This window comes from Paenibacillus daejeonensis DSM 15491 (genome assembly GCF_000378385.1).
GTDB lineage: Bacteria > Bacillota > Bacilli > Paenibacillales > Paenibacillaceae > Paenibacillus_D > Paenibacillus_D daejeonensis.
Window position 1 is genome coordinate 1,067,141 of the sequence record NZ_KB899659.1, and the last position, 18,241, is coordinate 1,085,381.

Below are 18,241 nucleotides of genomic sequence, written 5' to 3' on the forward strand. Positions count from 1 at the left end.
CAATCATCCTATTCCAAGGAACCTGCGGAACCGCTTGAACACACCGCTCTTCTCATCCAGCGGCATAAGCGGAACCATATCCCCCAATATGCGTCTTGCAATGTTGCGATAGGCGATGGCAGCACGTGAAGAAGGGTCCATAACGGTCGGTTCTCCAGTATTAGCTGCTTTAATAACCTTTTCGTCGTCCGGTACAATGCCCAGTAGATCAACCGCCAGTACTTGGCAAATCTCATCGATATCAAGCATTTCACCTGACTTGATCATGCCCGGACGAATCCGGTTAATGACCAGCTTGGCGGTCAGCTGGGACTGCTCCAGCAGACCAATCACCCGATCCGCATCACGTACGGCTGCATTCTCAGGCGTCGTGATAACAATGGCACGGTCTGCCCCGGCCACAGCATTTCGGAAGCCCTGCTCGATTCCGGCCGGGCAATCAATGATGACGTAATCATAGTCTTTCTTGAGCTCCAGCACAATATCCCTGACCTGCTCCGGCGTGACATCGTGCTTGTCCTTGGTCTGGGCAGCGGGCAGCATATACAGTTCATCGAAGCGTTTATCCTTGACCAGAGCCTGGTTCAAGCGACAGCGTCCCTCAGCGACATCGACCAGATCATAGATGATCCGGTTCTCCAGTCCCATCACCACGTCAAGATTACGCAGGCCGATATCGGTATCAACCATGCACACCTTTTTGCCGGTCAGGGCAAGCGCCGTTCCCAGATTAGCCGAGGTGGTCGTCTTGCCGACACCGCCCTTACCCGATGTTACCACGATCGCTTCTCCCATGTCTTACACTCCTTTGAACACAATCGGATCTTTACGAAAACGGTACAGCTGCGAGATCTTGTCAATCTGCATTTGTGCTTCATGCAAATAAGCGAACTCCATCGCAGCATCCGTGCTTACCCATTCATCCGGCGGTCTGCTGATGACCTCGGCGATCCTTAGCTGGGTCGGCCTCAGGAGCGAAGCAGCGATAATCGCGTCTTCTCTTCCCAGTTCCCCCGCATGGGCCATGCCCCGCAGCGCGCCCAGCACATAGATATCTCCCGAGCAGCGAAGCGTGCCGCCGGGATTGACATCGCCGATCAAGAGAAGATTGCCATCATGCACAACTGTCTGGCCGGATCGAATGACGCCTGTCATCAGCTTCAAATTTCCGGAATCCGTTTCCGGTTCCAGCTCTTTTAGCTTCTCCGCCTCAATCGACTGCACGAGCAGATTGCCCTGATTGCGAATGATATCCAGAATCGCTTCTTTTTGCTCTTCACTGCACAGACGTGCGCCGAGTTTTACATGAACATGAATGAGCGGTCCCGTCAACACCTGCTGGTGGGATTTCTCAAGCTTATACCGCAATTCCTCAAGCAGCGCCGAAAAATCGCAAGCATCGTCAAGCAGGAATACAAGTCCCTCCTTGACGCCTTTGATGGTAATATGCTGCTTGTCGGTCACCTGAGTCCCACCTCCACCTTGTACCATTCTTTATCGACAGGCGCAAATCCTGCCTGCATCCGATTCAAACTGCGTCGTCCAGCTGTTTTTTTTGACTATAGCCGGAAAACCAGCGCCGCACGGGTATGTAAAAGGCGAGCGCAAATGCCAATTGGAGGAACAAACTGGGCATAATGTGGTTCATTAGTGCCACAACATACGCGTCTTGCGTGATGCGGAACACACGGTAAATCCCGTAAATCACCGAGTCATACAGGAGGCAAGCCATCCCAATAATGGAGAGCACCGTCAGCATCGGGATGCGCTTGAACGCCAGCAGCAAGCCAACCAGGTAGCCGCACAAGCCCATTGCAAACGAATGCACACCAATTAAATGGCCGTAGAACACAAGATCCTGGAGAAGACCGAAGCTGATTCCCAGTAGCAAAGCTGTATGCCTCCCGGCGTAGAGGGCGGCATACAGCACAAAAATAAACGTGAATTGTGGCACAATCCTGCCGATCCAATCTATCGGGATCAGCCAGGGCATGATGGTCCCTTCAACAATGAATAGAAGCAGCATGATCAGAATCACCCAGCGCTTCCTCATTCAGCATCTCCCTCGGCATCCGGAACCTTGACGACCAATACCTCAGAGAGCTTGTCGAATTGGGCAGCCGGATCGATAAAAGCCGTGCGGGTCAAGCCAAAATCGCCCACCTGTTCAGATGTTACCGTACCGATGACGATGCCGACAGGAAACACCTCGCCCTTGCCAGAGGTTACAACGACATCCCCCTCTTTGAGCGGGTCCTCTTCGGCAATCTTGGTCATCAGCAATTGACCGTTCTCAATATTGTAGCTTTCAATAATTCCGAATGAGGCTTCTTCATTGCCTTCCACGGTTGCGGAGATCCACTTGGCATTGGCGGATTGACCGTCGAGCTCCGTGATCGGCATCACATTGGACGTGAACGGTGACACACTGCTGATCAAACCAATCAGCCCGTGCTCAGTTACTACCGCCATATTCTCTTTTACCCCATGACGCGAGCCCAAGTTGATTTTCATTGTCTTATTGTAGGCATCCGGGCTTACAGAGACGACCTGGGCAATCATGTACGTATAATTATTGCGGTTTTTCTGTTCTTCCGTAAAATTCAGTTTTTCTTGCAGTTCCGCGTTCTTCTGCTCAAGTGCATTGTACCTGATCTTGTCACGCGCATAGCTGGCTACTGTCATACGAAGCCGCTCATTCTCCTCGTGCAGCTCCCGCATGGAACGGATATCTTCGAACAAGCCCGCTATATAACCTGCGGGCTTGTAAAACCATTGCTGTACATAACCTACCGTATCATTCAAGAACTTCTCTGGCCAGGTCAAATCCTTGCGGTCACTGAGCGAGAAGCCCATGACCGCAATAAACAGAATTAACCCGATTAGAAGTATGAACAACCGCTTATTGCGCATCATTTTAAACAGTCCGATCACCCGCTCGCATGCTCATCCATCTCCCCCTCCGGATGATGATTCTATCGCTTGGAACGCGACGACGCGCCACCCTTGGCTTTGAACAGATGAATGTTGTCAAGCGCTCGTCCCGTACCGATCGCTACACAATCTAGCGGATGCTCGGAGACGATGACTGGCATGCCGGTCTCGCGGGCCAACAGCTTGTCCAGATTTCGCAGCAGCGCTCCACCGCCAGTCAGTACAATGCCGCGGTCCATAATATCAGCAGACAGCTCAGGCGGACATTTTTCCAGTGTGACCTTGACCGCATCAACGATAGAATTGACTGTGTCAGTCAATGCTTCTGTAATCTCATCCGCTGTTACAGTGAGAGTCTTCGGCAACCCGGAGACCAGATCGCGGCCGCGAATCTCCATCGTTTCCTGCTTGTCCGATGTCAGGGCGGAGCCCAGGTCCATCTTCAGCTGCTCCGACGTACGCTCGCCTATCATCAGATTGTACATCCGCTTAATGTACTGGATGATTGCTTCATCCATCTCATCGCCAGCAATTCGGATGGAGCGGCTCGTTACAATTCCGCCAAGCGAGATAACGGCCACTTCCGTTGTACCGCCACCGATATCAACGACCATACTGCCGGTTGGTTCCCACACGGGGAGATCCGCTCCGATCGCTGCCGCGAACGGCTCTTCAATGGTATAGGCTTCTCTTGCTCCTGCCTGTTTGGTTGCATCCTCAACCGCCCGCTTCTCAACAGCAGTAATACCGGAAGGTACGCACACCATGACATTGGGATGACGCGGGAACATGGAACGTTCCTTCTGCGCTTGCTTGATAAAGTATTTGATCATCGTTGCCGTCGTTTCAAAATCCGCAATGACGCCGTCCTTCATCGGCCGGATGGCCCGAATGTTGCCTGGCGTTCTGCCGATCATCTTTTTGGCTTGCTCGCCAACGGCCTCAATTGTTTTTGTATCGGTACGCAGAGCAACCACAGATGGTTCTCTGACGACAATGCCTTTTCCTTTGACGAATACGAGCGTATTCGCAGTTCCCAGGTCGATCCCCAGATCCTTTGTGAAGCCACCAAACATGTCTGATCTCCCTTTCTTCATAGCAACCCCTTACTGGAGGTTAAACTCGCACTTTATTATATTACATAAGTCCCCGCTCCTTCAAACTTACGAAAGACTGTTCACCGATCACCAGATGATCCAATACATCTATGCCGACTAATTCACCGGCTTCAACCAGTCTTCTCGTCAGAGAGACATCCTCGGGACTGGGCGTAGGATCGCCGCTTGGATGATTGTGGACGCAGATCAGCGAAGCGCTGCTGCACTTGATTGCGGCCCGAAACACTTCCCTGGGGTGGACAAGCGAAGCGTTAAGCGTACCCACCGACAAGGTTTCTTGCGCGATGAGCTGATTCTTGGTATTGAGAAACAAGCAGATAAAATGCTCCTTCTTCAGATACCGCAGCTGCTCCATTAAGTAGTCCGCCGCATCCTGTGGTCTGCGAACGGTGAGACGTTCTTCGCGGCCAGCGCGGGACAGTCGCCGCCCCAGTTCGATACCAGCGCGCAGCTGGACAGCCTTGGCGGGACCAATCCCGCGAATTGCGGTTAGCTCCTCCATACTCATGTCAACCAGCCCGCCCAGTGAACCGCAGCTCTGCAGAATTCGTCCTGCCAAATGTACGGCCGATTCACTTCGCGTCCCTGTACGGAGCAAAATAGCAAGCAATTCGGTATGACTGAGTGCTTCAGCCCCAAACTCCATCATGCGTTCCCTAGGTCGCTCTTCACTTGGGACATCTCTCATCCCATATCCAGCCATCTCCATGTCGAGTATCCAGCCTTCCCTATAAAGTAGGGGCAATACGATAACGTCTTGCACCATCAATACAGGTCTGTACGGGTACGACAGTCACACGGACTCGACACCATACTCAGAGAGCATGTCCGACAGCAGCGTCAGCGACATGCCTACTACATTAAAATAACAGCCGTCGATGCCTTCAATTAGTGTTGCTCCCAAGCCTTGGATGCCATAACTTCCAGCTTTGTCCATAGGCTCGCCGGAAGCAACATACCGCTCGATCCGACGGGCATCGAGCGGTTTCATGTGTACTTTAGTCATGCGGTGGCGCACTAACGGTTCGCCGCTGCTGGCATGCAGCAGTGTGATCCCGCTGTAGACTTCATGCAAGCCGCCCTGGAGACGAGTTAAGGTACGCCTTGCGTCCTCGACATCCTGCGGCTTGCCCAATACCATTCCGTCCATGACGACAATGGTGTCTGCACCGATAATAAGAGAATCCGCCGCTTGGTCTCCTGCAGCATGCAGCGCCGCCCGCGCTTTGCGGAGCGAGAGCTGCTCTACAATCTCGGCAGGCTGCCAGTGCGTTGGCGTCGATTCATCGGTATCCGTTGGCATAATCTTGACCGGCAATGAGAGGGCGAGCTGCTCCAGCAGCTCCCGTCTCCGCGGCGAAGCGGAAGCCAGTACGAGCTGATTGATCTTCAGCTCGGATGATCTTGCTTGGCCAGGCACGGCAATCCTTCTCCCTCTTGGTTATAATCTGCGGTAAATCCAGATTGCCGCCACAGCACCGATAATGCTCAGCAGGCTCAACTGAATATGTACGTTTAAGTCAAAGCTGAACACAATCAGATCGGCTGCAGGCGACCACCTGGCCTCGACCGAACGGGAGAGCACTTCCATTCCCGGTACAGTTGCAAGCCATCTCGCTGCCAGCGTGCCGGCAAGCAACCCAAGCCATGTGAACAATAGCAGCACGATCGTATTTTTCTTCATCATCCAACGTCCTTCGTCAGGTTTAGACACCTGGTTCCTATTATACGTTGGAAGCCGTCCTATGACAATGCGTCGATTTGCGCAAGCCATTCCTTCTGGATAATTACAGCTTCCATCAGCGCAGTTTGCGCCGTCCACAGATGAGCCCGAGACGGATGCTTGTCATATTCCTCCATAGATACGGCTGCAGTCTGAAGCTGGGTAACCAGTAATTCAGCCGGCCCCTTAGCCGAGTCATCCCATGCCTTCGCAATGGCCGCAGCGGAGGCGGTCCATTGCTGATGGGACGTTCTCCACACCTGGACATCGCGTTCCTGCAGACGTTCAGGCTGCTCCTGAGATAACAGAGTTAGGGTTAACTCATTAAATAGACGTATCAAGTCACCCGTCTGTTCAAAAAATTGCTCCGCTTCGCGGGCATCTCCTAAAAAGGGAAGCCGGGACACTTCTGGTACTGTTATTTCCTTCAGATATACCTCCGAATTGCCCAGTTGTTCACTTAGCAAGACCGCACTGTTGCGGTTCGTCCCCATACCTGCGAATACCCGATAGCCATCGGTTTTCGAGGAGGCCGCTGCCAGCCCTTTTTGCCGCAGCTCGCCAAGTGCAGCAAGCATGCCCTCTTCATTGCTGAACACGCCATACTGCAGCATATAATAAGTACTACCAGCCACAGACACAGCTGTCAAGGCATCCTCGTTGACTGGAGGCAGCTCGACAGCCGCTCCATCCGGCTGCAGCTCCGGGGCGATGTTTCCTTGACTCGTGGCGGCTGCAGGTACCTCTGAATTGTTGACAGGGGGAACTGTCTCTCCAGAGAACAGGGATAACACCATATAGCCGAACAAGGCACCGGTGGCAATCGCTCCGGCAACCGAGGCGAATACCTTGAGCCAAGAAGGTCCGACCGGATGACGCCGGATGACCGGCTGTTCCAGCCGCTGCATGTGCTCCCGCTCATTCTGCGGCAGTGCTGGGACCACTCGTGGCGCAACCTCCCGCTCTCCCAGCTCAATATAGGGCTGGTGTCCCGCCTCCTGACGCTGTTCCCCTTTGATTTCGTTCGATGTATAGCGATTCGCAAGGGGGTCCGATTCCCGAATCAGCCGCTCCAATGCAAAGGCATCATCTTGGAAAGGGCTGACCCACGGCGGCAAATCCTGCTCTCGCGTAAATGTGAGCTGTTCCTGCAGAGGAACCTGCGTCTTCTCTTCTTCCTTGCCGTTGGTATGAACGGCTACTGGATCAACGGCTTGTATCACCGGACGGGGCAGTATCTCCCGCTGCGGCACGCTGGAGGCGCGCGTTATACCATCCCGTTCCTTCAAAGGCCGGACGGGCTTGGGAGGTGGATTGTCAAAACGGTACGTAATTCGGGCTTTCTGGCTCATCGCAATCGCTCCTTGTCCCATATCGTCTATTGCTACTCTATGAAACAAGCTGTGCGAATATGACATCCTTTGCAAAGCACGAGAGCGTAGAGCCCTCGGCAGCAAGCTGCCGAGGGCTCTCATGCATCAAGACCGGGCGCGGTCTCTCAAATGCTCTGCCAGATGCTCGGCAGCTTTCCAAATGTCGCCTGCGCCCATGGTGATCACCAGGTCTCCCGGCTTGACTTCACCTGCCAAAACGGATTGCACCTCTTCTTTGGTAGGGATGTATCTGGTATTCGGGTTGCTGTTGGTCTTGATCATTTCCACCAGCTTGCCTGAGCTGATCCCTTCGATCTGCTGCTCGCCCGCAGGTGAATAAATGTCGGTGATAATGACCTCATCTGCTTCCGAGAATGCCCGACTAAACTGATCGAACAGAAAAAACGTCCGTGTATAGCGTTGAGGCTGAAAGACGGCTACAATCCGTTTGCCTGTCGACTTGGCCGCACTAATCGTTGCCTGGATCTCGGTCGGGTGATGGGCGTAGTCATCAATGACCAGCATTTCGTCTACTTCTCCAAGCACCTGGAACCGGCGCTTCGCGCCACGGAATTGGCGAATCGCAGCAGCGATCTGGTCAAATGACAAGCCTGCTGCCAGACATGTGACAATCGTAGCCAGCGCATTATAAACATTATGTCTGCCGGGAACGGAAATCTCGACCCTGCCGAGCGATTCTCCTGCATACACCACATCAAAGCTGGCTTTCCGGTCGCCAAGCTCGATCTGCTCTGCCCGATAATCGGCGTCACGGTCAATGCCATAAGTAACCAGTTCGCCTTCAACAACTGCACTACCTTCCGCCTGCAGGGCAGACAGCATCTCCTGGATGTTGTCATCATCCGCGCAGAGGAACGCTTTGCCTCCCTGTTTCACCTGGGACAGGAAGGTAACATAAGCCGCCTTCAATTTATTAAAATCGCTATCGTAATTTTCGAGGTGATCCGCTTCGATGTTGGTAATAATCGCCAACTGCGGATGATACTGCAGAAAAGAGCCATCGCTCTCGTCCGCTTCGGCCACCACGTACTCCCCTTTGCCAGCCTTGGCGTTGGTCCCCATATTGACGACCTCTCCACCAATGATGTAGGTCGGGTCGAGCTTGCAGATTTCCATGACAAGCGCAATCATCGATGAGGTTGTTGTCTTGCCATGGGCACCCGCCACAGCGATGCCTTTGCCGGCGTTCATCAGGCGCGCCAGCATTTGTGCGCGGTGCAGAATCGGGATCTGCTGATCCTCTGCCGCACGCCGCTCCACATTGTCACGAGACAGCGCAGTCGAGTAAACGACCAGGTCCGCGCCTTGCACGTGCTCCGCCTGGTGTCCCAGATAAATTCGCGCTCCCTTGGCAGCCAGCTTCTCCGAGAGCTCCGCGCGAGCCACATCCGAGCCGGTTACTGTATATCCCATCTCCAGCATGACTCTGGCGATGGCGCTCATCCCGTAACCACCGATGCCAATGAAATGCACATGTTCTGCTGTATTCAAAAGCGATTCACCAACCTTTTTCAGAATCCAAATGGTCTAGCAAACGGGAACGTACATCGGCAATCAGATAGAGCGTGCCAGTAACGACGGCGAGGTCCTTCGGACCCGTTCTCGCTTGCAGTAGATCGAGCCCATGTCGCCAATCCGGCTCCACGATCACCTCGCCAGCAAAGCCTTCCTCTGCGATCAACTCAGAGAGTGCCTGAGCTGTCATTTTTTTGCGAAAATCGGGCTCGGTCACGATCAGTGAATCCACTAGTGGCAGTATATGCCGAAGTGTCTCCCGATGATTCTTATTCGCAAGCATCCCCAGCATGACATGCAGCTTCTCGTACGTATACGTATCTTTCAGTGCATCAGCGAGAGCCGCCGCTCCCTCCGGATTGTGAGCACCGTCCAGCAGCAGCGGTGGCTGCTGCTGGACCATCTCAAGCCGGCCGGCCCATGCCGTATCCTTCAAACCCGCCTGCAAATCCTCTTCGTCAATGATGACGGCATAATATTGCCGCAGTACCTCCAGTGCCATGACAGCTACCGCTGCATTGGTCACTTGATGGCGTCCATTCATCGTAATGGTTAGCGGTTCAATGGAACGCAGCAGACCCTCAAAGCCGAAGACCTGCTCGTCCTGGCGGGTAGAGAGCTGCCGCTCGCGGAATTGTTCCCCGAGCAAATAAAGCGTGCTTTTGGCCGCTTTGGCTGCTTCTCTCACAACCGCTATCACCTCAGGCTGCGATACACTGGCAACGACCGGTACTCCGGGCTTGATAATCCCCGCCTTCTCACGGGCAATCGATTCCAGATTATCTCCGAGAATATCCATATGGTCGTGCCCCACATTGGTAATGATCGACACCAGCGGCGTGACCACATTGGTGACATCGAGGCGCCCACCAAGCCCGGTCTCCCAGATGACAAAATCCGGGTAGGTCCGCTTGGCATAGTACAGAATAGCCAACAATGTAGACACTTCAAACATCGTCGGAGAACCAAGCTCCGAGTTGGCCATGGCTTCGACATGCGGATGCACCTCGTTTACAAGCTCCACCAGCACAGATGTCTCCATGTCATTCCCGTTGTATTGCATACGGTTCGTAAACGATGTGATATATGGGGAGGTATACGTCCCAACATCATACCCGGCCTTGACAAGCACGTTGGTTAAATAGGCACATACTGAACCTTTGCCGTTGGTGCCGGCCACATGTACGAACTTTAATCGGCGTTCCGGGTTGCCGAACTTCTCCAGCAGCAGCCGGATTCGGTCAAGGCCTGGACGGATGCCGAAGGGAACCAGCGATTCAATCCAGTCCCGGGCTTCTTCATAGGTTGTAAATGGCGATTCGACTGTCATTTTATCCCGCATAGGTTTCGCCTTCTTTCTGCTCTAACCGCGGAGCTCGGCGATTCTCGCCAGCACTTTGTCGCGTTTGGTTGCATAATCATCCATCTTGGCTCGTTCCTCTTCAATCACCTTGGCAGGCGCCTTGGCAACGAAGCCCGGATTGCCCAGCTTCTTCTCGACCCGCTCGACCTCTTTGTTCAAATGGTCGATCTCCTTGTTCAGTCGCGCAATTTCCTGCTCAATGTCCAGCAGACCCGCCAGCGGCAGGTACAGCTCCACACCTGTAACAATCGCTGTCATCGCTTTGTCCGGCGCGTTCTGCGATCTGTCAATCTTCAGAGATGACGTTCCGCAGAAGCGGATAATATAATCTTCGTTGCGATGCAAAATCGCCTCGGCTTTTTCATTGGATGGTTTGAGCAGGAGCTCGATTTTTTTACTCATGGGGACATTAACCTCAGCCCGGATGTTGCGGACGGCCCGAATGACTTCCATCAAGAGACCCATCTCCTCCACAGATTCCGGAGCTTCCAGCGCAGCCTCGTATGTCGGCCATTCCGCCAGTGTGATGGTATCCCCTTTATGCGGCAAGTGTTGCCATATTTCCTCGCTTATAAACGGCATAAACGGGTGAATCAAACGCTGTGTCCGGTCCAGAACATAGGCCAGTACCGACTGGGTCGCTTGCTTGGCTTCTGCGTCTGTACCATAAAGGCTGAGCTTGGCAAATTCGATGTACCAATCGCACAGATCATCCCAGATAAAGTTATACAGCAGTCGGCCTGTTTCCCCAAACTCGTAACTATCAATGAGACGGGTAACGTCCCGCGAGGTTTCATTGAGACGATGCAAGATCCAGCGGTCAGCCGTCCCGAGCTTGCCGTCAAGCCGGATATCTTCCACATTCACGCCTTCAAGGTTCATCAGCGCAAAACGGGAAGCATTCCAGATTTTGTTGGCAAAGTTACGGGCTTGCTCTACCCGTTCCCACCGGAAGCGCAAATCCTGCCCCGGCGTGCTGCTGGTGGAAATCATATAGCGCATCGCATCTGCCCCGTACTTCTCAATGACCTCCAGCGGATCAACGCCATTGCCCAGCGACTTGGACATCTTGCGGCCGTCTGCATCGCGCACAAGCCCATGCATCAGCACGTCCTTGAACGGAATGGAGTCGGTAAACTCGAGCGCCGTAAAAATCATCCGGGCGACCCAGAAGTAAATAATATCGTATCCCGTCACCAGGACGCTGGTCGGGTAATAACGCTGCATATCCTTGGTGTCTGCAGGCCAGCCGAGCGTGGAGAACGGCCACAAAGCCGAGCTGAACCACGTATCAAGCACATCCTCGTCCTGGCTAAGCGAAGCTGACCCGCAAGCGGCGCATGTCACAACCGCCTCTTGGGCCACATGAATCTCTCCACAATCCTCGCAGTACCAGGCCGGAATGCGGTGTCCCCACCAGAGCTGGCGCGAGATACACCAATCTCGTACGTTTTCAATCCATTGCAGATACACTTTGTCAAAGCGCTCAGGTACGAAATTGACGCCATCGCCGGATTTCTGTACCTTGATGGCCCGCTCAGCCAGCGGCTTCATATCCACGAACCACTGGGTGGACAGGTACGGTTCGACAACCGCGCCGCTGCGCTCACTGTGGCCGACCTGGTGGACATGATCCTCAATCCGGACGCACACGCCTTGATCCTGAAGATCCTTGACGATTCGCTTGCGGCATTCGGCACGGTCCAGTCCCTGGTACGGGCCAGCCTCTTCGTTCATCGTGCCGGACTCATCCATCACAATGATTTGCGGCAGGTCGTGACGCAAGCCCATTTCAAAGTCATTGGGGTCGTGAGCAGGTGTGATTTTTACCGCACCACTGCCGAATTCACGATCCACGTATTCGTCGGCGATAATCGGAATCTCACGGCCAATCACTGGCAGCACCAGCATCTGACCGATCAAATGGCGGTAACGCTCATCTTCTGGATGTACGGCAACGGCAGTATCTCCCAGCATGGTCTCTGGTCTTGTCGTTGCGACAGTAAGGGTGCCGCCACCCTCTTTAAGCGGATATTGCAGGTGATACAAGTAACCCTGCACTTCCTTGTGCTCGACCTCAATATCGGAGAGCGCTGTACGGGCCGTCGGATCCCAGTTAATAATTTTTTTGCCTCGGTAAATCAGGCCTTTTTGGTACAGCTGAACAAAGACCTCTTTTACGGCTTGCGAAAGGCCTTCATCGAGCGTAAACCTCTCTCTGGAATAATCCAGCGAGAAGCCCATTTTTGCCCACTGTTCGCGGATAGTTTCGGCGTAATGCTCCTTCCAATCCCATACCTGCTCCAAAAAAGCTTCGCGGCCCAGATCATAACGGGACTTGCCTTCCTCGCGCAGCTTTTGCTCTACCTTGGTCTGCGTTGCGATTCCCGCATGGTCACTTCCTGGCAGCCACAAGGCATCATAGCCCTGCATCCGCTTAACACGTACGAGGATGTCCTGAAGTGTAAAGTCCAGAGCATGGCCAATATGCAGCATGCCTGTCACATTGGGCGGCGGAATAACGATGGTATACGTCGGTGCATCCGGACGCTGACCCGCCTCGAAGAACTTGCCTTCCATCCAATAGGAATACCATTTTTGCTCGGCCGCTTGCGGATCGTACGTCGTCGGCATTTCCAAGGTTGCATTATCCTTAACATCAGACATTTACAGAACCCTCCATTAGTCAAAAATCAACCTGAACCCTATTCATCGCTAGAATTACAAAAAAGCCTTTCGTCCTCAAAGGACGAAAGGCTTAAGCTTCCGTGGTACCACCTTTGTTTCGCAGCACAAAATCACTACGACACTCAAACAGATAACGGCTGCTACCGGCCTGTATTAGCAAACGCATGGTACAGGCAACTCCGGGGCGACGGGCTCACAGCTACTTCCTGCAGAACCTCACAGCGCAGACAGTTCCACTCTCTGAAGGCTTCACTGCAAACATTCCCCTTCAAGGTTGTTATTATCATATGAAGATGTGCACGCAGCACACCTTCTATGATAACCCTCTTGCGCATCGGAGTCAATATGGAAGCAGCAGATTGCAATCGGAACCCCAGGCGCCATTAAGGGATGTGAAGCACCTGGCCCTCGGACACACTGTGGTCCGGCAGACGGTTGTAGAGCACGATTTCACGCGATCCCAGCTGATACCGTTCAGCGATTTCTTCGAGCGTTTCCTCTCGCTGGACGATACACATCCGGATTCTCCGGAACTCGGTCTCTTCTCCTGCATTACTGAGGAAGAGACGTTTCCACTCCACCTCGTCACCGTTAGAGGCTGACGCAGCCGGCTCTGGCACTTCTTCTTCCGCAGCCGGTCTTGACTCCTGTTCTTTGCGGCTGGAGGAGAGCAGGCTCTTGAGGCCAATTCCGCTCTCCGACTCGGCGCTTTCCGGTCGTTTGCCCGAAAAGGCGATCTTCATCTCCTGCTTGGCCGGCAATGCTTCTTCCGGCTGTACAGCAGCCAGTGGCTCCGGCAGTGGGTCAGGCACGTCCTCGGGTTCAGCCGCCTCGATAGCAGCTGGCTCCTGCAGAGGCGACAAGACCTTCTCACGCTCGTCCGCCTCCGCAAAGCTGGTCCATGATACAGGCTGGATGTCAGGCTCCGGAGCCTGGGAAAGCACTGGAGCTGATTGTGGAGCCGGTTGCGGGTCAGCTCCCTTGGCTGCGGCAGGTTCTGCGGCCTTGGGCGGTGTCTCCGCCTTGGCTGGCCGGGCAGCTGCTGCTTGTGGCGGCTCCGCTGACGGTTCCGCTACCGGAATCGGTTCACTGATGCGGGCAGGCTCAGGAATTGCAGTCGCCTCAGAGACCGCTCTGGGCGGCTGTGGCGACTCACTAGGCGGTCCGCCGGGCTGTGGGCGTGTCCGCTTGGCTGCCGGCTCTGGTACAGCATGCAGCGGGCTCTCTGGCGGTGCATACGGACGGGATTGACCGTCTGTAGCTCGTGGCACGGGATCAGCCTGCGGCTGCTCTTCCTCCGGTTGCTGCTGAGCGCGATGCACGACGGTAAAGGGTTCTTCCGCTGGCTCCCACTCGGTGTAGGCCGACTGCTCCTCCCCCAGAATTCCCCGTAAAGACAAGACCCCCGTAATGCTAAGCGTACGCGCGGAGAGCAGATCGACATCGAAATTATCGATATCGACGGCAAGGTCCTCCAATCGGTGAACCCGGTTCATGGGTAAGGTAATCTCGACCGGAATCCAGTATTCGAGCAACTGCGTACCACCTGCCTGCTGTGAGTTGTAGAGCCCGCTCAACAGCAAATTGCCCCGCAGCAGCACCTGCTCCTCCTGATCAATAATTTCAATATGAGGGGTTAGTTCGATTTCTTCCAGCTCATCGATGGCCGCGACCTCATCGGACAAGTGTACGCGCTCATAGACATCAAAACGCAAACCTTGGTTGGGATCCAGCACGCTTCATCCTCCCTTCAGTGTGTATGCTCTATCGCATCATTCACTATCTATCTATATGGGATTAAGAGGACGCGCATGCCTATGAAATTTCAGAGGCTCTGGAGCTCCTGCCACAGCGGGGCAAGCCAGGAAGGACGCCCGGCCTCGACCGTAACGGCATCCAACGTCCATGGATGTTCAAAGCGAAGCTGCTCGCCATGAAGTGCCTGATGGGCTAACCGGGCTGTCGAACCGCCATAGAGACCATCACCGACCAACGGGTGGCCAAGGTGACCAAGATGAACACGAATCTGATGCGTTCGGCCGGTTTCCAGCTGTACCCGGACCAGCGTCGCAGCCCGGCATCGCTCCAACACTTCGTAATGGGTGATCGCCGGGTCGCCACCAGGCGAAACTCTGCGACGGGCCGGATGATGCCGGTCTTTGCCGATTGGCCAATCCAGCGTCCCCCGCTCTTGCTTTATACGGCCTGTGGCTACAGCCAGATAAATACGGCCCATCGTTTTGCGGCGCAGCGCTTCATCCAGCTGCCATTGTGCGAGGTCATTTTTGGCGTACAGCACAGGACCTGACGTATCCTGATCCAGTCGATGGACATGACGAACTGACGTATGTTGCCCGGTCTGCAGCATATGCCGAAGCGCTGCTTCGTCTAACGTTCCTGCCTCGCCGGGGCGGGACGGATGAACAGCCATGCCCGCAGGCTTGTTAAACACGAGACTATGGTCATCCTCGAACAAAATATCCGGTACGGACACGGATGCATCGCGCGCAAGCCTATACAAGGGATGGCTCTTTAGATCCATCGCAGGAAAGGCATGCAGCCGGATGCCATGCTCCGACACTGCAATGCCGCCCGTGGAAAACAGACGATTAATCCACTTGGCCGGCAAACCGCTGGCTTCCAATAGGAGACGTCGTGCTTCATGAGGGTGACGGGGCCTTTCACCTTCCAGCACAAAAGGGAGCGGCATCTCCAGCCACTCCCCTATGCGCTGTGCAGCGCGACGTGCAATGATCCATTCATTCATCTAGACCCTATAGGCTCGCAAGCACACGATCATGCGCTGCAATCGTCTGTTCGATATCCGACTCGGTGTGCACCCCAGAGAGGAACATTCCCTCGTATTGGGATGGCGCAATGCTGATGCCCGCTTGCAGCATACCGGCGAAGTAAGTTTTGAACCGTTCAAGATCAGACAGCTTGGCTGTCTCATAGTTGATGACATGCGTATCCGTGAAAAACGGACAGATCATCGAACCGACCCGGTTAATCGTCGTAGGAATGCCATGCTTCTCTGCATTCGCCTCCAACCCCCGTTGGAGCTTCACGGCCAGCCGTTCCACTGCCTCATAACGCTCCTTGGTCATCAGTTGCAAGGTGGTATAGCCTGCAGCCATGGCCAGCGGGTTGCCCGACAGCGTGCCCGCCTGGTAGATAGGACCGGCTGGTGCCATCTGTTCCATAATTTCACGCTTGCCACCGTAAGCACCTACCGGCAGTCCGCCGCCAATCACCTTGCCCATGCAGGTCAGATCCGGCGAAATGCCGTACAGACCTTGGGCACTATGATAGTGCACCCGGAACCCTGTCATGACTTCATCAAAAATCAGCAGGCTGCCATATTGCTCCGTAATATCGCGCAGACCTTGCAGGAAGCCAGGCAGCGGCGGCACGACACCCATGTTGCCGGCAACCGGCTCCACAATGATGCATGCGATTTCTTCGCCAAAGCGTTCAAAGGCAAGCCTAACCGAGTCCAAATCGTTATAAGGCACGGTCAAAGTATGGGTGGCGACGCTATCCGGCACACCTGGGCTGTCCGGCAGCCCCAGGGTAGCAACACCGGAGCCCGCTTTAATCAGCAAGCTGTCGGCATGGCCATGATACGAACCTTCAAACTTCAGAATTTTGGTACGCTTGGTATAGCCGCGTGCCAAGCGGAGCGCACTCATTGTCGCTTCCGTACCCGAGTTGACCATCCGCACAACTTCAACCGAAGGCATACGCTCTGTGACAAGCTCGGCCATCGCGGTTTCCAGTTCTGTCGGCGCTCCGAAGCTGGTTCCCTTCTCAGCTGCCTGCTTGATCGCTTCGACCACTTCGGGATGGGCATGGCCCATGATCAGCGGCCCCCAGGAGAGCACATAGTCGATATAGCGATTGCCATCGATATCCGTAATTCGGCTGCCTTCACCGCGCTCGATAAAACGAGGCGTTAGCCCTACCGATTTGAACGCGCGTACTGGAGAGTTGACCCCACCAGGTATCGATTGCTTGGCACGTGCGAAGGCTTCGCGCGAGCGCGCGTCCGAAAGTCCTGCTTGGTTGTTGCTCATCGGAATCCCACCTGTCTGTCGTATTGGTGTTGCTCAGAAACGATTCTAACTAGTTGAGCCAGCGAGCCGCATCCTTGGCAAAATAAGTGATGATGAGATCAGCTCCGGCCCGCTTCATGCCGAGCAATGTCTCCAGCACAATCGCACGTTCGTCTAGCCAACCGTTAGCTGCTCCAGCCTTGATCATCGAATACTCGGCGCTCACATTGTAGGCCACGACCGGCAGATCGAAATTCTCTTTGAGCGCCCGGATGATATCCAGATAGGCGAGAGCCGGCTTGACCATCAGCATGTCGGCCCCTTCCAGCACATCGGACTCCGCCTCCCTCATGGCTTCGCGGCTGTTGGCCGGGTCCATCTGATAGGTCTTGCGGTCTCCAAACTGAGGTGTGGAATGTGCCGCATCGCGGAATGGACCATAGAAGGCGGATGCGTATTTGACGGAATAGGACAGGATCGGAATCGCTTCATAGCCTGCCTCGTCCAGACCGGCTCGAATCGCATGCACGAAACCGTCCATCATGTTGGAGGGTGCGATAATATCGGCCCCGGCTTCGGCTTGCGAGATGGCTGTGCGAACCAGCAAGTCCAGCGAAGCATCATTATCCACGGTGGCCTCTCCCGAATCCAACTGGCGGACGACGCCGCAGTGGCCGTGATCCGTAAACTGGCAAAGACACGTATCCGCAATGACAATCAGCTCCGGCACCAACGCTTTCACGCGGCGGGTCGCCTGCTGCACAATGCCATTCGCATCGTAGGCGGAAGTTCCTTCTGCATCCTTATGATCGGGGACACCGAACAGCAGGACGGCTTTGATGCCCAGCTCCGCAACCTCACGGATTTCCTCATCCAGATTATCCAGCGAATAATGATACACACCAGGCATAGATGAGATTTCTGCCTTCACGCCTTCTCCTGTCGTCACAAAAATCGGATAGATGAAATCGTCGACGGCTAGCGTATTCTCTCTGACCATCGCTCGCAACGCGCCGCTGCCTCGCAACCGGCGATGTCTGACTGTTGGAAAACTCATTTGGCATCCCCTCTCGTTGGGTAGGTGTGAACCGAACTCCGTGGAACGGATCGTGCTTCCGATCGCTGTTGTCCCCAGATTTCTAGAATTTCTAACCCCTTATCAGGGGAGAAATCCGGGGACAAAGGCGAGCGCTTCAACGCTTTCTGCAAGAAAGCGGCTTCGAAAGCATAGGCTCTTCTCCAGCACAATTCCGTACACTCCGTCCGTTCACACCAGTAATTTATATATGATCTCATAATCGCTTGAAAAATATAGCTTATTCCAAATTAAAATGCGAGTTCAAAAAGGTCACAATTCAGCACCGAGAAGGTTGCGATAACCTGCAGAAGGAGGAGCGGAGTGTAGGCAAACCTACATGAGCACCGGACTTCAAAGGTGAACGCAAGATTCG

At 54.4% G+C, this 18,241-nt stretch carries 16 protein-coding genes; all 16 read right to left on the bottom strand.

The annotated features are described in order from the left end of the window. Positions 1-3: 3 nt before the first annotated feature. Positions 4-795, bottom strand: coding sequence for a septum site-determining protein MinD (gene minD, locus F556_RS0105330; RefSeq protein ID WP_020615875.1), 792 nt, complete (start codon positions 793-795; stop codon positions 4-6). 3 nt (positions 796-798) lie between these two features. Further along, positions 799-1,491 carry a septum site-determining protein MinC gene (gene minC / locus F556_RS0105335; RefSeq protein ID WP_051108666.1) on the bottom strand — a complete coding sequence of 231 codons (693 nt, stop codon included), beginning with the start codon at positions 1,489-1,491 and terminating at the stop codon, positions 799-801. A 37-nt stretch (positions 1,492-1,528) separates the two neighbouring features. Next, complete coding sequence (gene mreD / locus F556_RS0105340; protein WP_020615877.1) at positions 1,529-2,053, bottom strand: rod shape-determining protein MreD; 525 nt, start codon at positions 2,051-2,053, stop codon at positions 1,529-1,531. Next, positions 2,050-2,934 (bottom strand): rod shape-determining protein MreC, encoded by an 885-nt coding sequence (gene mreC / locus F556_RS0105345; RefSeq protein ID WP_020615878.1) that lies wholly within the window; start codon positions 2,932-2,934, stop codon positions 2,050-2,052. The genes mreD and mreC overlap by 4 nt, the downstream gene beginning before the upstream one ends. A 41-nt stretch (positions 2,935-2,975) precedes the next feature. Further along, positions 2,976-4,010, bottom strand: a complete 1,035-nt coding sequence (locus F556_RS0105350) for a rod shape-determining protein (protein ID WP_020615879.1) — start codon at positions 4,008-4,010, stop codon at positions 2,976-2,978. A 61-nt stretch (positions 4,011-4,071) separates the two neighbouring features. After that, on the bottom strand, positions 4,072-4,740 hold the full coding sequence (gene radC, locus F556_RS0105355) for a RadC family protein (RefSeq protein WP_281167886.1): 669 nt from the start codon (positions 4,738-4,740) through the stop codon (positions 4,072-4,074). 105 nt (positions 4,741-4,845) lie between these two features. After that, the gene (locus F556_RS0105360; RefSeq protein ID WP_020615881.1) at positions 4,846-5,472 is read right to left on the bottom strand and encodes a Maf family protein; all 627 of its coding nucleotides are present in this window, start codon (positions 5,470-5,472) and stop codon (positions 4,846-4,848) included. 21 nt (positions 5,473-5,493) lie between these two features. Next, complete coding sequence (locus F556_RS0105365; protein WP_026297123.1) at positions 5,494-5,736, bottom strand: DUF4321 domain-containing protein; 243 nt, start codon at positions 5,734-5,736, stop codon at positions 5,494-5,496. 59 nt (positions 5,737-5,795) lie between these two features. Continuing rightward, a complete protein-coding gene (locus tag F556_RS0105370; protein ID WP_020615883.1) occupies positions 5,796-7,127 on the bottom strand; it encodes an SPOR domain-containing protein in 1,332 nt (443 codons plus the stop codon). A gap of 126 nt (positions 7,128-7,253) precedes the next feature. After that, positions 7,254-8,660 carry a UDP-N-acetylmuramate--L-alanine ligase gene (murC, locus tag F556_RS0105375; RefSeq protein WP_020615884.1) on the bottom strand — a complete coding sequence of 469 codons (1,407 nt, stop codon included), beginning with the start codon at positions 8,658-8,660 and terminating at the stop codon, positions 7,254-7,256. Between the two features lie 7 nt (positions 8,661-8,667). Beyond that, positions 8,668-10,014 (bottom strand): bifunctional folylpolyglutamate synthase/dihydrofolate synthase, encoded by a 1,347-nt coding sequence (locus F556_RS0105380; RefSeq protein ID WP_245583015.1) that lies wholly within the window; start codon positions 10,012-10,014, stop codon positions 8,668-8,670. A 33-nt stretch (positions 10,015-10,047) separates the two neighbouring features. Continuing rightward, positions 10,048-12,714 (bottom strand): valine--tRNA ligase, encoded by a 2,667-nt coding sequence (locus tag F556_RS0105385; RefSeq protein WP_020615886.1) that lies wholly within the window; start codon positions 12,712-12,714, stop codon positions 10,048-10,050. Between the two features lie 404 nt (positions 12,715-13,118). Then, positions 13,119-14,471, bottom strand: a complete 1,353-nt coding sequence (locus tag F556_RS0105390; protein ID WP_020615887.1) for a LysM peptidoglycan-binding domain-containing protein — start codon at positions 14,469-14,471, stop codon at positions 13,119-13,121. A gap of 89 nt (positions 14,472-14,560) precedes the next feature. Then, positions 14,561-15,502, bottom strand: a complete 942-nt coding sequence (locus tag F556_RS0105395) for an RluA family pseudouridine synthase (RefSeq protein WP_026297124.1) — start codon at positions 15,500-15,502, stop codon at positions 14,561-14,563. A 7-nt stretch (positions 15,503-15,509) separates the two neighbouring features. Then, positions 15,510-16,811: a glutamate-1-semialdehyde 2,1-aminomutase gene (gene hemL, locus F556_RS0105400; protein WP_020615889.1), complete on the bottom strand. Its 1,302-nt coding sequence runs from the start codon at positions 16,809-16,811 to the stop codon at positions 15,510-15,512. Positions 16,812-16,860: 49 nt separating this feature from the next. After that, on the bottom strand, positions 16,861-17,847 hold the full coding sequence (hemB, locus tag F556_RS0105405) for a porphobilinogen synthase (protein ID WP_020615890.1): 987 nt from the start codon (positions 17,845-17,847) through the stop codon (positions 16,861-16,863). Positions 17,848-18,241: the final 394 nt, after the last annotated feature.

What these genes read in the sequence shown, in the direction of transcription:
- F556_RS0105370 (WP_020615883.1), bottom strand. Translation starts at nt 7,127, where the DNA reads ATGAGCCAGAAAGCCCGAATTACGTACCGTTTTGACAATCCACCTCCC.
- hemL (WP_020615889.1), bottom strand. Translation starts at nt 16,811, where the DNA reads ATGAGCAACAACCAAGCAGGACTTTCGGACGCGCGCTCGCGCGAAGCC.
- radC (WP_281167886.1), bottom strand. Translation starts at nt 4,740, where the DNA reads ATGAGAGATGTCCCAAGTGAAGAGCGACCTAGGGAACGCATGATGGAG.
- F556_RS0105385 (WP_020615886.1), bottom strand. Translation starts at nt 12,714, where the DNA reads ATGTCTGATGTTAAGGATAATGCAACCTTGGAAATGCCGACGACGTAC.
- F556_RS0105365 (WP_026297123.1), bottom strand. Translation starts at nt 5,736, where the DNA reads ATGAAGAAAAATACGATCGTGCTGCTATTGTTCACATGGCTTGGGTTG.
- F556_RS0105395 (WP_026297124.1), bottom strand. Translation starts at nt 15,502, where the DNA reads ATGAATGAATGGATCATTGCACGTCGCGCTGCACAGCGCATAGGGGAG.
- minC (WP_051108666.1), bottom strand. Translation starts at nt 1,491, where the DNA reads ATGGTACAAGGTGGAGGTGGGACTCAGGTGACCGACAAGCAGCATATT.
- F556_RS0105350 (WP_020615879.1), bottom strand. Translation starts at nt 4,010, where the DNA reads ATGTTTGGTGGCTTCACAAAGGATCTGGGGATCGACCTGGGAACTGCG.
- F556_RS0105380 (WP_245583015.1), bottom strand. Translation starts at nt 10,014, where the DNA reads ATGACAGTCGAATCGCCATTTACAACCTATGAAGAAGCCCGGGACTGG.
- minD (WP_020615875.1), bottom strand. Translation starts at nt 795, where the DNA reads ATGGGAGAAGCGATCGTGGTAACATCGGGTAAGGGCGGTGTCGGCAAG.
- mreD (WP_020615877.1), bottom strand. Translation starts at nt 2,053, where the DNA reads ATGAGGAAGCGCTGGGTGATTCTGATCATGCTGCTTCTATTCATTGTT.
- hemB (WP_020615890.1), bottom strand. Translation starts at nt 17,847, where the DNA reads ATGAGTTTTCCAACAGTCAGACATCGCCGGTTGCGAGGCAGCGGCGCG.